15 protein-coding genes are annotated in these 13,707 nt (G+C 70.2%); 9 read left to right on the top strand and 6 right to left on the bottom strand.

The window, feature by feature from the left end; all coding sequences use genetic code 11:
• Positions 1-315: 315 nt before the first annotated feature.
• Positions 316-1,197 (bottom strand): LysR family transcriptional regulator ArgP, encoded by an 882-nt coding sequence (locus IU450_RS19635; RefSeq protein WP_195151213.1) that lies wholly within the window; start codon positions 1,195-1,197, stop codon positions 316-318.
• A gap of 80 nt (positions 1,198-1,277) precedes the next feature.
• Between IU450_RS19635 and IU450_RS19630 the strand changes: the two genes are divergently transcribed.
• Complete coding sequence (locus tag IU450_RS19630; RefSeq protein WP_195151381.1) at positions 1,278-1,895, top strand: LysE/ArgO family amino acid transporter; 618 nt, start codon at positions 1,278-1,280, stop codon at positions 1,893-1,895.
• A 9-nt stretch (positions 1,896-1,904) separates the two neighbouring features.
• Here IU450_RS19630 and IU450_RS19625 read toward each other — a convergent pair whose 3' ends face one another.
• Both IU450_RS19625 and IU450_RS19620 read right to left on the bottom strand, forming a co-directional pair.
• On the bottom strand, positions 1,905-2,711 hold the full coding sequence (locus tag IU450_RS19625; protein WP_195151212.1) for an LLM class flavin-dependent oxidoreductase: 807 nt from the start codon (positions 2,709-2,711) through the stop codon (positions 1,905-1,907).
• Positions 2,712-2,837: 126 nt separating this feature from the next.
• Entirely contained in the window at positions 2,838-3,425 is a 588-nt protein-coding gene (locus IU450_RS19620; RefSeq protein WP_195151211.1) for a TetR/AcrR family transcriptional regulator, read from the bottom strand.
• Positions 3,426-3,491: 66 nt separating this feature from the next.
• Here IU450_RS19620 and IU450_RS19615 point away from each other — a divergent pair, with 66 nt between their 5' ends.
• A complete protein-coding gene (locus IU450_RS19615; protein WP_195151210.1) occupies positions 3,492-4,265 on the top strand; it encodes an SDR family NAD(P)-dependent oxidoreductase in 774 nt (257 codons plus the stop codon).
• A 52-nt stretch (positions 4,266-4,317) separates the two neighbouring features.
• Positions 4,318-5,334 carry an NADP-dependent oxidoreductase gene (locus tag IU450_RS19610; protein WP_195151209.1) on the top strand — a complete coding sequence of 339 codons (1,017 nt, stop codon included), beginning with the start codon at positions 4,318-4,320 and terminating at the stop codon, positions 5,332-5,334.
• Here the strand turns inward: IU450_RS19610 and IU450_RS19605 are convergent, their stop codons facing one another.
• The 3 genes from IU450_RS19605 to IU450_RS19595 form a co-directional block, all read right to left on the bottom strand.
• The gene (locus IU450_RS19605) at positions 5,335-5,688 is read right to left on the bottom strand and encodes a hypothetical protein (RefSeq protein ID WP_195151208.1); all 354 of its coding nucleotides are present in this window, start codon (positions 5,686-5,688) and stop codon (positions 5,335-5,337) included.
• Between the two features lie 84 nt (positions 5,689-5,772).
• The gene (locus IU450_RS19600) at positions 5,773-6,600 is read right to left on the bottom strand and encodes an SAM-dependent methyltransferase (RefSeq protein ID WP_195151207.1); all 828 of its coding nucleotides are present in this window, start codon (positions 6,598-6,600) and stop codon (positions 5,773-5,775) included.
• A 154-nt stretch (positions 6,601-6,754) separates the two neighbouring features.
• On the bottom strand, positions 6,755-7,504 hold the full coding sequence (locus tag IU450_RS19595) for an IclR family transcriptional regulator (protein WP_195151206.1): 750 nt from the start codon (positions 7,502-7,504) through the stop codon (positions 6,755-6,757).
• Between the two features lie 256 nt (positions 7,505-7,760).
• Between IU450_RS19595 and IU450_RS19590 the strand changes: the two genes are divergently transcribed.
• From IU450_RS19590 to IU450_RS19565, 6 genes are read left to right on the top strand one after another with little or no spacing between them, the layout of a single operon-like run.
• Positions 7,761-8,801 carry an NrtA/SsuA/CpmA family ABC transporter substrate-binding protein gene (locus IU450_RS19590; protein ID WP_195151205.1) on the top strand — a complete coding sequence of 347 codons (1,041 nt, stop codon included), beginning with the start codon at positions 7,761-7,763 and terminating at the stop codon, positions 8,799-8,801.
• 1 nt (position 8,802) lies between these two features.
• The gene (locus IU450_RS19585; protein ID WP_195151204.1) at positions 8,803-9,642 is read left to right on the top strand and encodes an ABC transporter permease; all 840 of its coding nucleotides are present in this window, start codon (positions 8,803-8,805) and stop codon (positions 9,640-9,642) included.
• The gene (locus IU450_RS19580; RefSeq protein WP_195151203.1) at positions 9,639-10,418 is read left to right on the top strand and encodes an ABC transporter ATP-binding protein; all 780 of its coding nucleotides are present in this window, start codon (positions 9,639-9,641) and stop codon (positions 10,416-10,418) included. Before IU450_RS19585 ends, IU450_RS19580 begins: the two co-directional genes overlap by 4 nt.
• Positions 10,415-11,440 (top strand): ABC transporter substrate-binding protein, encoded by a 1,026-nt coding sequence (locus tag IU450_RS19575; RefSeq protein ID WP_195151202.1) that lies wholly within the window; start codon positions 10,415-10,417, stop codon positions 11,438-11,440. The genes IU450_RS19580 and IU450_RS19575 overlap by 4 nt, the downstream gene beginning before the upstream one ends.
• The gene (locus IU450_RS19570) at positions 11,437-12,537 is read left to right on the top strand and encodes an LLM class flavin-dependent oxidoreductase (protein ID WP_195151201.1); all 1,101 of its coding nucleotides are present in this window, start codon (positions 11,437-11,439) and stop codon (positions 12,535-12,537) included. The genes IU450_RS19575 and IU450_RS19570 overlap by 4 nt, the downstream gene beginning before the upstream one ends.
• Positions 12,534-13,703: an LLM class flavin-dependent oxidoreductase gene (locus tag IU450_RS19565; RefSeq protein WP_195151200.1), complete on the top strand. Its 1,170-nt coding sequence runs from the start codon at positions 12,534-12,536 to the stop codon at positions 13,701-13,703. Before IU450_RS19570 ends, IU450_RS19565 begins: the two co-directional genes overlap by 4 nt.
• The last annotated feature ends 4 nt before the right edge of the window (positions 13,704-13,707 follow it).

Raw genomic sequence — 13,707 nt, 5'->3', positions numbered from 1 at the left:
ACTCCTGTGCATCTCGGGTGGGATGGCGCTGAAGCTGTGGTCGGCGTGCGAAGATCAAATTACCCCCCGATGTCTCGGTTCGGAGGATTACGAGCTACTCGACTCGCGTGGTGTCGTGGGCGTCGCCGCACCTGCGCTGAACATCGGCGCGAGTAGCCCATCCCACTCGTGGGGGGCTCCGAACAACTGGCGGTGCTACCGTGCCCACGGTCGCACCTTCTCGGATACGGACCCGTCGGGGCAGGGTGCTCGCGCTCCCTGGCCCGGCGGTGTCGAAGACGTGAAGTCGTTGCCGGGCAGTAGGTTTCGTCGCCGTCAGCGCAGCACGTTCGCCGCCTCGGCGGCGATGGTGGCGGCGACGGCGCTCAGCGCGGGGGAGTCCAGGCGCCACTGCTGCCAGTACAGCGGGACGTCGATCACGACGCCGGGATCGATCGGGACCAGACGGCCGCTCGTTCGATCGTCGCGGGTCTGCAGGTCCGGCAGCATGCCCCAGCCGAGCCCGAGCCGGACCGCCTCGGCGAACCCGGTGGACGAGGGCACGTAATGGCGTGGTGGATCCAGCGGCTTGCGACTGCGTCTGCGCAGCAGACGATCCTGCAAGTCGTCTTTCCGGTCGAACAGCACGACCGGAGCCGCGGCATAGGACTTCGCGGTCGCACCGGCCGCGAACCAGGCGTCGGCGAACTGCGGGCTGGCCATCGGCCGATAGCGGATCGCGCCGAGACGATCGACCTTGCAGCCCTGCACCGGTTGCGCGGTCGACGTGATCGCCGCCATCACGGTGCCGTCTCGCAGCAGCCGGGTGGTGTGTTCCTCGTCCTCGCGGTGGATCTCGAAGCACACTCCGCGCGGTGCGCGGCCGAGTGCGGGCAGCACCCAGGTCTCCAGCGAGTCGGCGTTGACCGCGATCGGCACCCGGATCGGGCCGTCGGAGGGCTCGCCGCCGAGTTCGCGTGCGGCATCGGCGGTGAGCAATCGGATCTGCCTGGCCAGCCGGAGCACGGCCAGCCCGGATTCGGTGGCGCGCACCGGCTTCGTGCGCTGCACGAGGATCCGGCCCGCGGCGTCCTCCAGCGCCTTGATCCGTTGACTGATCGCCGAAGGCGTCACGCTCAACCGCCCCGCCGCGGCGTCGAACGTCCCCTCGGTGATCACGGCGTCGAGCGCGCGAAGCTGGTCGAGCTGGAGATCCATAGTAAGAAAGCGTAATGATAGTTAAGAATCTTTAGCTTGCCTGGGTATGATCCGCGGCCATAGCGTCGGTGGACGTGAGCATGTACTCCGCGGCGGTGGCGGCCGCGTCCGGTTTGGGCTTCGGCCTCTCGCTGATCGTGGCGATCGGCGCGCAGAACGCGTTCGTGCTGCGCCAGGGGATCAGCGGCAGGCACGTGCTCGCCGTGGTCGCGGTGTGCGCGGTGTCCGACATCGTGCTGATCGCGGCCGGGGTCGCCGGGTTCGGCGTGGTCGTCGAGTCCGCGCCGGAGGTGATCGTGGTGGCGCGCTACGCGGGCGCGGCGTTCCTGATCGGCTACGCGGTCCTGGCGGCCCGGCGGGCGATCGGCTCCGCCACGCTCAGCGCCGAAGCGGGGCGGGCCACCGCTGCGCTGGGCGCGACGGTGGCCACCGCCCTGGCGCTGACCTGGCTCAACCCGCACGTCTACCTGGACACCGTGGTGTTGCTCGGCTCCTTCGCAGGCACCTACGCGAGCCCGGATCGCTGGTTCCTCGGCGCGGGGGCGATGCTGGCCAGCGTGCTGTGGTTCACCGCGCTGGGCTTCGGGGCGCGACTGCTCGGCCCGCTGTTCGCCCGTCCGCTCGCCTGGCGGGTGCTCGACTCGGTGATCGCGGCGGTGCTGCTCGGTCTCGGGCTGGGATTGCTGTGCACGGGGTGAGAGCCGAAATCAGAGCTGTGCCTTGATCTTCGCGGCGAACTCGTAGCCGGCTTGCCACTGTGACCCCGACGGGGCGAGGATGACGCGTTCCGCACCCGCCTCCGCATACCCGGCCAATTGCTCCGCCGCATGGGCGGGATCGGTTGCCAAGGGTGGCGCCACGATCGTCACGGAGAGCGGCCCGCGATCGTATTCGGCGGCGAGCGCGGTCAATTCGGTCGCGCCTGCGCGGACTTGGCCCGGCTCGAGTCCGATGGCGATCCAGCCGTCGGCATACGCGGCCGCGCGTCGCCGAGCCCGCTCGCCGTCACCCGCGACCAGCACCGGCGGCATGGACGCGCCCGGCGCCAGGGTGACCTCGGTGCCGTCCGGGAGGACGGTCGGCCGCCCCGCGACCAGGTCGGGCAGCACGCGCAGCGCCTCGTCCGTGCGACGGCCGCGCTCGGCGAAGGGCATGCCCGCCGCGCGCCATCCGACGTCGCCGTGCGCCGGGTTGCCGGTGCCGACACCGAGGATCAGCCGGTCGCCGGAGACGTACTGCAGGGTCGCGATCTGCTTGGCGGCCCACGCGATCGGCCGCAGTGCGAGCAACAGCACCCCGAAACCGATGCGGATGCGGTCGGTCACGGCAGCGGCGGTGGCCAGCACCACGCCGCTGTCCAGTATCGGCGCGCTGGCCACGAGATGGTCGGTGGACCACACCGAGTCGAGGCCGATCTGCTCGGCGAGGCGGGCGGCGGCCCGCACGTCACCCAGGATGGGATGCGCGGGATCGGGCGTCGAGGTGGGCAGGATGGTGCCGATTTCCAAGGTCATGGTCTCGACGCTACGAAGCCGCGGCGCTCGCGCCAATGTTCCGGTCGCTCGAGTCGATGTCCCGGACGCTCACGGCCCGAAGTCGCTGCCGCACAGGTTGTTTCGTGCTCCTCCGGAGTGCTGGGCTCAGTCGGACGCGCGAGGGAGCAGCCTCTCTACCAGCGTCAGGGAGCGGGCCGCCGGGCCCGTCGCACCGAACGCCTGGGTGGTGGCGTAGACGCCTTCCATCACCAGCATCAACTGGTCGGCCAGCGCCTGCGGATCGGGAACCGCCGCGGTGGACGCGAGTTCGCCGACCAGCGCGCCGAACTCGGCGCGCACCCAGTTCTTCATCGCGACGGCGTGTTTGTGGCCGAGCAGGTCGTGATCCGGGAATTCCCCCAGCGCGATGAGGAAGGGGCAGCCGCGACAGGTCTCGGGGCGCACCTGCTCGGCCAGCGCCGCGAACAGCGCGAGGATGCGCTCGCGGGGGCCATCCCCGGTCGCCGCCGCGCGGAACCACTCCCGGTAGTGGCGGTCCTCCCGCTCGAGGTACGCGGCGACCAGCTCGTCCTTGGAGCCGAACAGGCGATAGAGGGTGGGCGGCGCGACGTTCGCCTCGGCCGCGACGCGATCCACGCCGGTCGCGCGAATTCCCTCTCGGTAGAACAGTTCCCGCGCGACGACCAGGACGTGCTCCTTGGTGTCGGCGGCAGCGCGACGTTTCGGTTCCACGGGAATACCGTAGCGCTTGTCAGCGATGTTAGGGAACGTTACCTACCATGAAAGCGGGACAACGAGATGACCGAATCGAATGGAAAGACCGCCCTGGTGACCGGCGCCTCGCGGGGGATAGGCCGGGCCATCGCCGAGCGGCTGGCCGCCGACGGCGCCGAGGTCGCGGTGCATTACGGCACCAACACCGAGGCGGCGGAAGAGACGGTGTCGGCGATCCGGCGCGCCGGTGGCCGGGCGTTTCCCGTGCGCGCCGAACTGGGCGTCGAAGGGGATATCGACCAGCTGTTCGGCGAGCTCGCCGCCGGTCTGGGCGACCGGCCGTTGGACATCCTGGTGAACAACGCCGCGATCATCGCCTACGACGCCACCGTCGAGCAGGCCACGCCCGAGCAGTTCGATCGGCTGTTCGCGGTCAACGTGCGGGCGCCGCTGTTCATCGTCCAGCGGGCGTTGCCGTTGCTCCGTGACGGCGGGCGCATCGTCAACATCTCTTCCGGCGTCACCTGGTTCGCCACGCCGGAAGTCGTCTACGGCATGACCAAGGGCGCGCTCAACGTGCTGAGCCGCTCGCTGGCGAACACCCTCGGCCCGCGCGGGATCACGGTGAACACGGTGTCGCCCGGCATCACCGACACCGACATGAACTCCTGGCTGCACACCAACGACGGCGCCATCGCGGGCGTCGCGGGCATGACCGCGCTGGAGCGGGTCGGCAGCGGCGCGGACATCGCCGACGCGGTGGCCTTCTTCGCCTCCGGCGACGGGCGCTGGGTCACCGGCCAGACGCTGGAGGTGAACGGCGGCTTGTTCCTGGGGCCGAAATCGCCGTCCTGGTGACAGCGGACACGACCGGGCGCGGGCGTGCCCGCGCCCCGGTTAGGGTGGGCGCATGGTCGAGTCCACGCGAATCGTGCTTGCTTCCCGGCCGGTGGGTGCGCCCACTCCGGAGAATTTCCGGACCGAGACCGCGGAACTCCCCGCTCCGGCCGAGGGCGAAGTTCTGCTGCGCACCCTGTACCTCTCGCTCGATCCGTACATGCGGGGCCGGATGAGTTCGGCGAAGTCCTACGCCGAACCGGTGGAGATCGGCGCAGTCATAGTCGGCGCCACCGTGGCCGAAGTAGTCGAGTCCCGCGACCCGTCGGTGGCGAAAGGCGATGTGGTGCTGGCCTATTCGGGGTGGCAGACGCACGACGTCGCCCCGGCCCGCGGCGTGCGCAAGCTCGATCCGGCCACGGCGCCGGTCTCGACGGCACTGGGCGTGCTCGGCATGCCGGGGTTCACCGCGTACGCGGGACTGCGCAAGATCGGCAAACCCCAGCCCGGTGAGACGCTCGTGGTCGCCGCGGCCACCGGACCGGTTGGCTCGGCCGTCGGCCAGATCGCCAAGATCGGCGGCACGCGCACGGTCGGCATCGCGGGCGGGCCGCGCAAAGTCGCCTACCTGAACGAACTCGGCTTCGACGTCGCGCTGGATCATCGCGCCCCCGATTTCGCCGAGCAGCTGGCGGCAGCGGTTCCCGACGGCGTCGACGTCTATTTCGAGAACGTCGGCGGCGCGGTGGCGGACGCGGTCTATCCGCTGCTGAACACTCACGCTCGGGTGCCGGTCTGCGGGCTGATCGCCAACTACAACGCGGCCGGCGCGCCGGAGGGCCCCGACCGGCTGCCCGCCTACTACGGCCGCATCCTCACCAAGAGCCTCATGGTGCGCGGATTCATCCAGACCGAGTTCGTCCGCGAGTTGTACCCGGACTTCCTGCGCGAGATGGGGCAGTGGGTCGCCGACGGGCACGTGCGGTATCTCGAGGACGTCGTATCCGGTTTGGACGCCGCTCCCGAGGCGTTCATCGGCATGCTGGAGGGCCGTAACTTCGGCAAGGTGGTGGTGCGCGTCGCGGAGTGATCAGCTCGCGACCGCGCCGCCGCCGATGCCGAGATACACCACCATCAGGATGAACAGGAACCAGCCCGCGCCCTGCCAGATGGGCCAGGTCCGCCCGCGACGCCACTGGACGTAGGTTTCCACGAAAGCGCCGATGCCGCCGATCAGCAGCACCACCGACGGCCCGAGCACGATGGCGACCTGCGCCGCGTCGTCACACAGCAGCCGGTCCTCGCCCGCGCACTGCCGCTGGGCGGCCCACAGCAGGATCAGCAGGAAGACCAATGCGGCGGTGGCGAGCACCGAGGCCACGTAGGCCGCCGCGCGGCGGAAGCCACGTGGATCGTGCCAGCGCTTCTCGACGTCTTCGACCATGTCCACCGCCTCGCCGTCCGTGGCCGCCGGGTCTCCCGGACGTGATTGCCCAACGGCGGCGGCTCAAACGCCGCCCGTCCGGGCTCAGGGTTTGCGCCCGATTCCCGCCCAGTACCAGGCGGACCGCGGCTCGGCCGGGGTGGCATCGGAGTCCGGACGCCAGGCGGCGATCGGTACTACGCCCGGCTCGACGAGTTCGGTTCCAGCGAAGAAGGATTCGGTGTCCGCGCGGCTACGCGGCTGGAATCCGATGCCGGCGCGCTGGGCGGCGGCCGCCGCGCGCGCCATGGCCCGCGGGTCGAAATCGGCGGTCGAATGGGTGAGCACGAGATAGCTGCCGGACGGCGCCGCGTCCAGCAGCCGCCCGACGGCACCGTACGGGTCGTCGGTGTCGCGGAAGAACATCATGATCGCGACCAGCATGATCGCTATCGGCCGGTCCTGGTCGAAGGTTTCGGCCAGGGCGGGCGCGTCCAGGATGGATTGCGGATCGCGCAGATCGGCATCGACGAAAGCGATCCTGCCCTGTGGGGTGCCCGCCATCAGGGCTCTGGCGTGGGCGAGCACGAGCGGGTCGTTGTCGACGTAGACCACGCGCGCGGCCGGATCGATCCGCTGGGCCACCTCGTGGGTGTTGCCCGCGGCAGGGAGGCCGGTGCCGATGTCGAGGAACTGATCGATACCCGCCTCGCGGGCCAGATGACGTACCGCGCGGCCGAGGAAGGCGCGATTGGCGCGGGCCATGTCACGGATGCCGGGGATGTGCATGGCGATCGTGTCACCGAGCGCGCGATCGGCGGGGTAGTTGTCCTTGCCGCCGAGCCAGTAGTCGTAGACCCGCGCCTCGTGCGCGAGGCTCGTATCGAGCTTGGTCGACGACCCGGCGCGTACCCGCGCGTGACCGTCCGGCATGGCGACTCCCTTCCGCTGCGGCACCGGGCACGACCGGCGCCGCCCTCCTGTCGCCTCCCGAATGACGACCCAGCGCTACGATTTACGCGTCAAGAATAGGGTGGCGCACCCGGGAGCAGGCGGTTATTCGACCGGATCGTCGGTTTCCGGAGAACTAGTCAGCGGCGGCGAACCTGGCCGAGATCTCCTGCGCGGTGACCTTCGCGAGTTCGACGAAGAACGGCACGCGCTCGGGGATCATCAGCGTCGTGGGGCCGCGCAGACCGAGCGCGAACCGGCAGTGGCCCGCCGGGGTGAGGATGGGCAGGCCGATGGTGCGGAAGCCGGGATCGAGTTCCTCGTCGTTGTAGGCGTATCCGCGCTCCCGGGTGGTGACCAGTTCGGCGCGCAGCTCGGCGGGCCCGGACACCGAGCGCGCGGTTCCCTCGTCGTAGGGAAGCTCGCGTAACTGCTCGTCGGTGGCTTCGGACCAGGCGAGCAGGGCCTTGCCCAGTGCGCTGGCGTGCAGGGGCAGTCGCACGCCCTGCAGCTTGTGCCCGTCGGTCTCCCGCCACCGGCTGGTGCCCAGCAGTACGGCGTGGATGCCGTGGCGGGTGGCGACCGAGCAACTGGCTCCTGTGGTGCCCGCGAGCTGTTCCAGATACGGTTCGGCGAGGTAGATCCGGTGCTGGCGATAGGCGATCTGCCCCCACTCGGCCAGCGCGCCGCCCATGCGATACCGGCTGGATTCGGCGCTCTTCTCCAGGAAGCCCGCCTGGACGAGCGTGGCCAGTAGCCGGTGCGTGGTGCTGACCGCCAGACCCTGTTGCCGCGCCACCTCCGAGACACCGCGCTCCCGGCCGTCGCGGAAGCAGTCCAAGACCGACAGGGCGCGGGTGACGGTCTGCACGCCGGAGGGTTCCACGGATGTGACCGTAACACAGAATTGCCGACCAAAAGGTTTGTGCTTTCCGCTATCTGGAAACTACTGCTGACTACGGACTGATTCCCGCCCCGGTGTTGCCCGCTGTAAGTGATTGATAGCGGTCGAAACTCAGGCAGTACACGGAACTCGATATGTCAAGCTTTCCGATCTGCGGAAAGCATTACCTCGTGACCCTGCGTTGGCGTCCCTACTCTGCGAGGGCATTGATCGACAATTCGGACAAGGAGTCCTCACGATGTCCCGCAGGCGGCAAGCCCTCATGCGCATCGCGCTAGCGATCGTTCCCCTCGTCGCGCTGGTCGCCGCGTGTGGTTCGGACACCGATCGCGACACCGGCGCAGGCGCCTCTTTCGTGCTCAAGGTCGCCGACCCGGGGAACTCCGGCCCGCTGGCGGTCGGCAAGCGCGACGGAACCTTCGACGCGGCGCTGGCGCCGCTCGGCGCGAAGATCGAGTGGGTCACCACCACCCCCGGATTCAGCTCCAACCTGAAGTTGTTCAACACCAAGGAACTCGACGTATCGGGTGCGGCGTTCAGCCCGGTCGTCGGCGCCCTGTCCAAGGACGTCGGTGTCCGGATCGTCGCGGTGCAGGATCCGGCGGGCAAGGATCAGAGCGGCATCATCGTGACCCCCGAATCGGGCGTGCGCTCGGTCGCCGACCTGGTCGGCAAGCGCGTCGCGGTGAACCCCGCGGCCAAGGGCGAATACATCCTGCTCAAGGCGCTCGCGCAGGCAGGCGTCCCGGCCGACAAGGTGACCCGGGTTCCGCTGCAGCAGAAGGACGCCGCTTCGGCGTTCGCGACCGGCAAGGTGGACGGCTGGGCATCGTTCCTGGTGCCCTACCAGGAAGCCAAGGCCAACGGCGGCGTCGAGATCGCCACGGAGAAGAGCATCGGCTCCAACGACAACACCGTCGTCGTGTTCCGCACCGAGGTGCTCGATCAGCGCCCGGATGTGGCGGCGAAGTATCTCGAAGTGCTGCAGGGACTCACGGCGAAGCAGCGCGCCACCCCCGCCGAGTTCGAGAACGTCTTCGAGAAGACCGGCCCGCGCGCGCTGTCGGGCGCGCGGCTCACCGACGCCCACCGGGTGGGCGGCGAGGCCACCGTGCCGCACCTGCCGAACGAGGCCGACGCCACCGCGCTGGCCGACGTGGTGAACACCTTCTTCGACAACGGCGTCATCACCCGCAAGATCACCGCCGCCGACATCTTCTACGACCTGAAGTCCAAGCTGACGCCCGAGCAGCTGGCATCGGTGAAGGCGGGCAGCTGAGATGGCGGTGATCGCCGCGGCGGGGCTGGTGCCCACCGAACTCGCACCGCCCCGTAGCCGCGTCGGAAAACCCAGGCCCACCTGGTTTTCGGTGCCGTTGCGGTTCCTGCTTCCCGCACTGATCGTCGCGGGCTGGTGGACCGGTTCCGCGACCGGGGCGCTGTCGGAGCGCGTGCTGGCGGGCCCGCCCGCGGTGTGGACGGCGTTCACCGAGCTGCTCGGCACCGGTCAGCTGCTCGACTTCGCGGTCGCATCGTTCGCGCGCGCCGCCTTCGGCGTCGGCATCGGGGTGGCCGTCGGGCTGACGCTCGGACTGCTGTCCGGGCTGTCCGGCCTCGGTGAGGAACTGGTCGATTCGACGATGCAGATCCTGCGCGCGGTGCCGTTCCTCGCGCTGGTGCCGCTGTTCATCGCCTGGTTCGGCATCGACGAGCTGTACAAGGTGCTGCTCATCGCCGTCGCGACGGTGGCGCCGATGTACGCCTACACCTACCTCGGCGTCCGCAACGTCGATCGCAAGATGGTCGAGGCCGCACGCAGTTTCGGGCTTACCGGCCCACGGCTGGTGCTGGAGGTCATCCTGCCCTCTGCGCTGCCCGGCGTGCTCATGGCGCTGCGGGTGTGCCTGTCGATCAGCATCACCGGTCTCATCGCGGCCGAGCAGGTCGGCACCAGGGAAGGCGTCGGCTACCTGGTCACCCTGGCGCAGGAGTACAACCGCACCGACTACATGGTGCTGTGCGTCGTGCTGTACGCGCTGCTCGGCTTGGTCTTCGACGGGCTGGTGCGGTTGGCGGAGCGATTCGCGATGCCCTGGCGCGGACAGGTGGCGATCCGATGACCGCCGTCACCGAACCCGAACCCGAGGTCACCACCGCGCCCGCGGTGAGCGAGCCGGTCGCCGTCTCGATCACCGGCCTGCGCAAGGCGTTCGGCGACAAGACCGTACTCGACGGCGTCGACCTGACCATCCGGCGCGGCGAGTTCGTCGTCCTGCTCGGCCCGAGCGGCACCGGCAAGACCACGCTGCTGCGCCTGCTCACCGGACTCGAAGCGCCGGACGCCGGGGAGGTGCTCGTCCCGGGCCGACGGACCACCGTGTACCAGGAGCCGCGGCTGATTCCCTCGAAACGGGTACTGGCGAACGTCATCGTCGGGCAGCGCCGTTCCCGGCAGAACCGCGAAGCGGGGTTGCGCGCCCTGGCCGAGGTCAACCTCGACGGCAAAGCGCGGCAGTGGCCCGCCACGCTCTCCGGTGGTGAGGCGCAGCGCGCGGCGCTGGCGCGCGCTCTGGTGCGCGAACCCGAACTGCTGCTGCTCGACGAGCCGTTCGCGGCGCTGGACGCCCTGACCCGCCTGCAGATGCAGGATCTGGTCGGCGACCTGGTGGCCCGGCACCGTCCGGCGGTGCTCATGGTGACCCACGACGTCGACGAGGCGATCCGCCTGGCCGACCGCGTGCTGATCCTGGACCGCGGGCGTTTCGCCGTGGACGTCGACATCGACGTGGCTCGCCCGCGCGGCCGCGCCGACCCCGAAACCTTGCACTACCAATCCCTTTTCCTCGCCCAGCTCGGCGTGGGTGGTCCCGCGCCCGCTCCAAGGAGTGCCTCATGACCGACACCCTCTGGTACACCCGCTGCCCGGTCCCGACCGCGAGCGGGCTCGCGCACAGCCTCGGCTGGCTCGGCGACACCGCCGCGCGGGCCGGGCTGGAGTTCGGCGTCCTGCAGGACGCGGGGCCGGAGCTGGCCGGCCACCATTTCCTGCACGACCTGTCCGGACTGATCCGCGAGGGCGGCAACGTTCCGGCCCTGGCCGCGCGGGCGCAGGGCTCGCCGACCCGTCTGATCGGCTTGACCTGGATCGATGAGGCGCAAGCCATCCTGGTCGGTCCGCAGTCCTCGGTCGGCGGCCCCGCCGAGCTGGCCGGTCTGCGCATCGGCGTCCCGGCATGGGCGCAGGATCAGGCGCGCAGCTTCCCCCGCGCGATGGCCCTGCACGGCTTCGCGAACGCACTGCGGCTCGGTGGCCACACTCTGGCCGACGTGCACGTGGTCGAGATCGGCGTCGAACGGAACCCACAGGTGCGCACGGAGATCCAAGCGAACCGCCGGGTGGTCACCTGGGGTGTGGCGGAGTTGTTGCGCGGCGAGGTGGACGCCATCTACGTCAAGGGCGCCCGCGCCCAGGAAGTCGCCAGGGAGCACGGCCTGCGCGTCGCGGTGGATCTGGACGCCACCGACGCCAAGCGGTTGCGGGTCAACAACGGAACGCCACGTCCGATCACCGTGCACGCCGACTTGCTCCAGTCGCGTCCGGAAGTGGTGGTCGAGTTCCTCGCGCAGAGCCTGCGCGCGGCCGACTGGGCCGCGGGCGACCTGCAAGGAGTCCGGGACGTGCTGCAGCGGGAAACGCTGTCCGGGCCGGAGGGTGTCGTCGCCGCGTACGGCGAGAACTTCCACCGGGGCCTGCACCCCTCGCTGTCGGACGAGCGGATCGAGCTGATCGGCGTGCAGAAGCAATTCCTCTACACGCACGGTTTCCTGGCCGCCGAGTTCGACCTGGACTCCTGGGTCGCGCACGAGCCGCTGGCCAGGGCGAGGGAACTCGTCGCGTCCGGGAAGGTCCCCGCATGACGGAATTCCTGTGGCGCCTGCCTTCCCGTGGAGACGGCCGCCATGCCCGCCCCGAACAGCGCAACCGCGGCGGATTCGGCGGACCCGCGCCGCTCACGCCCGCGACGGACCTGCGATCGGGACGATTCGGTCCGTTCGACGACCTCGCCCAGATCATCGATGCCGCCGAACTCGCCGGGCTGGACGGGGTGCTCGCGCCCTACGATCCGGAGGGCGAGGAATCGTGGATCGTGGCGGGCGGCGCGCTGCGCGGCACCCGGTACTCCCGTGTCGTGGTCGAATTCCAGCCCGCTTTCGGCACTCCGGTCTACGCCGCGAAGATCTCGGCCACCTTGCAACGCCTGTCCGGCGGCCGCCTCGCCTGGCAGTTGGCGGTCGACACCGATCCCGCCGACGCACGGTCCCGGGGTGATCGCGTCACCGGCGACGACCGCTACGCCAGGGCCGCGGAGTTCCTCACCGTCGCCCGTGGCGTATGGAACGACGCTCCGGTGCCTTCGGCGGGATTCGCGGGCACCGGGTTCCACTACGCGGGCACGCATTACGACGTGATCGACGGCGGCTTCCGCGGCATCCTGTCCGGACTGCCGTTCCCCACGGTCTACCTGACCGGTGCTTCCGTCGCGGCGCTCGAGCTGTCGGCCGAGCACGGGGACGTGCACGTCTTCACCGAGACCGCGGCCGGCGTCGGCACCGCGATCGCCGCCTTGCGCGAGCGCGCGACGGCGGCGGGGCGGACGGTGCGCGCCGGACTGGAGCTGCCGGTCATCGCGCGGGAAACCGAAGACGAGGCGTGGGCGCGCGCCGAACGCCAGTGGCGGGAGGTGTACCCGGACGGCCCCGGCGTACGGGAGCACGATCTGGGCGACGGCCGCTGGGCGGGGTTCGGCGATCTCGGATACGCCGCGAACATCGGACTCGTCGGCAGCTACGCCCAGGTGGCGCAACGTCTTTCGGCCTACGTCGAGGCAGGCGTCGACAGCGTGGTGCTCTCGGGGCGCCCGCACATCGAGGAACTGCACCGCGCGGGCGAGCACCTCTTGTTCCTCGCCGACCCGATCGGCCGCACCCTGACCGCTCAGGAGGCAAACGCATGACCATCGACATCTACTGGCGCATCGGCATGGAGGGCGACCACGCGTCGCTGCGCACGCCGCGCCGATATAACCGCGGCCACGCCAACGGTTACGGACCGGGCAATATCGCTCCCGCCATCCGGGCCGGTGCACTCGACGGCTACGGCTACATCGACCACATGGCGGCAGTCGCGAAGGCCTCCGAATCGGCCGGTTTCCTCGGCGGCCTGCTGCCGTCGTTCCCGGTGACCGACGACCCGTGGGCGGTCGCCGCGGCGCTGGCCAGGGAGACCACCACCTACCGCTTCATGGTCGCCTTCCAGCCCGGCTTCCTGCACCCGGTGCAGGCGGCGCGCATGTCGGCGAGCTTGCAGCGCGCGACCGGCGGCCGGCTGGTCTACAACATCATCAGCGGGGGCGGCGGACCCGCCCAGTTGTGGTGGGGCGACAAGGTCTCGCACGACGATCGTTACGCGCGGACCAGCGAGTTCCTCGACGTGTTGCGCGGCGTGTGGGACGGCCGACCCTACGACCACGACGGCCGGTTCTTCCGGACCGAGGGCGCCGCGCTCGCACCGGGCATTGCCGGGCAGCCGTTCCCCGAGGTGTACTTCTCGGGGTCCTCGGCCGCCGCGGTGCAGGCCGCGGGCAGGCACGCCGACTACTACCTGTCCTGGCTGGAGCCCTTCGGCGACCTGCGCGCCAAGTTCGACGGCGTGCGCGCGCACGCCGAAACAATCGGTCGCACACCGAAATTCGCGGTGCGCATCGACGTGGTGGCCCGGCACACCGAGGAAGCGGCCTGGGCGGAGATCGAGAAGGGCTGGGCATTCGTCGACCGCGGCGCGGCCGAGCGCGCCGCCAAGGGTGATTCGGTGGGCGCCGCCCGCATCCAGGGCTGGGTGCCCGAGACCATCACCGGATATCGCGACCTGGAAGTACAGCCCAACGTCTGGTGCGGGTTCAGCCTGATCCGCGGCGGGCCGGCCTTCGGCCTGGTCGGCAGCTACGAGCAGGTCGCGCAGCGGCTCGACGAACTGATCGACCTCGGCGTCGACGCGTTCATCCTCGCGGGCAACCCGCACCTGGAGGAGGCCTACCGCGTCGGCGAAGAGGTGCTTCCCTTGCTCGGCCGATCCCGGCTCACCGCGTCCGCCGCCGCGGCATCCCTCACCCCCGCTCGATGATTCA

The organism is Nocardia abscessus, from assembly GCF_015477775.1.
GTDB lineage: Bacteria > Actinomycetota > Actinomycetes > Mycobacteriales > Mycobacteriaceae > Nocardia > Nocardia abscessus_A.
The sequence above is the reverse complement of the archived record's forward strand: the minus strand, read 5'-3'. Positions and strand labels throughout refer to the sequence as shown.

Coding starts and splice junctions, on each gene's coding strand:
- IU450_RS19575 (WP_195151202.1), top strand. CDS start 10,415: ATGACCGACACCCTCTGGTACACCCGCTGCCCGGTCCCGACCGCGAGC.
- IU450_RS19615 (WP_195151210.1), top strand. CDS start 3,492: ATGACCGAATCGAATGGAAAGACCGCCCTGGTGACCGGCGCCTCGCGG.
- IU450_RS19630 (WP_195151381.1), top strand. CDS start 1,278: ATGTACTCCGCGGCGGTGGCGGCCGCGTCCGGTTTGGGCTTCGGCCTC.
- IU450_RS19580 (WP_195151203.1), top strand. CDS start 9,639: ATGACCGCCGTCACCGAACCCGAACCCGAGGTCACCACCGCGCCCGCG.
- IU450_RS19600 (WP_195151207.1), bottom strand. CDS start 6,600: ATGCCGGACGGTCACGCGCGGGTACGCGCCGGGTCGTCGACCAAGCTC.
- IU450_RS19610 (WP_195151209.1), top strand. CDS start 4,318: ATGGTCGAGTCCACGCGAATCGTGCTTGCTTCCCGGCCGGTGGGTGCG.
- IU450_RS19570 (WP_195151201.1), top strand. CDS start 11,437: ATGACGGAATTCCTGTGGCGCCTGCCTTCCCGTGGAGACGGCCGCCAT.
- IU450_RS19605 (WP_195151208.1), bottom strand. CDS start 5,688: ATGGTCGAAGACGTCGAGAAGCGCTGGCACGATCCACGTGGCTTCCGC.
- IU450_RS19585 (WP_195151204.1), top strand. CDS start 8,803: ATGGCGGTGATCGCCGCGGCGGGGCTGGTGCCCACCGAACTCGCACCG.
- IU450_RS19635 (WP_195151213.1), bottom strand. CDS start 1,197: ATGGATCTCCAGCTCGACCAGCTTCGCGCGCTCGACGCCGTGATCACC.
- IU450_RS19625 (WP_195151212.1), bottom strand. CDS start 2,711: ATGACCTTGGAAATCGGCACCATCCTGCCCACCTCGACGCCCGATCCC.
- IU450_RS19565 (WP_195151200.1), top strand. CDS start 12,534: ATGACCATCGACATCTACTGGCGCATCGGCATGGAGGGCGACCACGCG.
- IU450_RS19590 (WP_195151205.1), top strand. CDS start 7,761: ATGTCCCGCAGGCGGCAAGCCCTCATGCGCATCGCGCTAGCGATCGTT.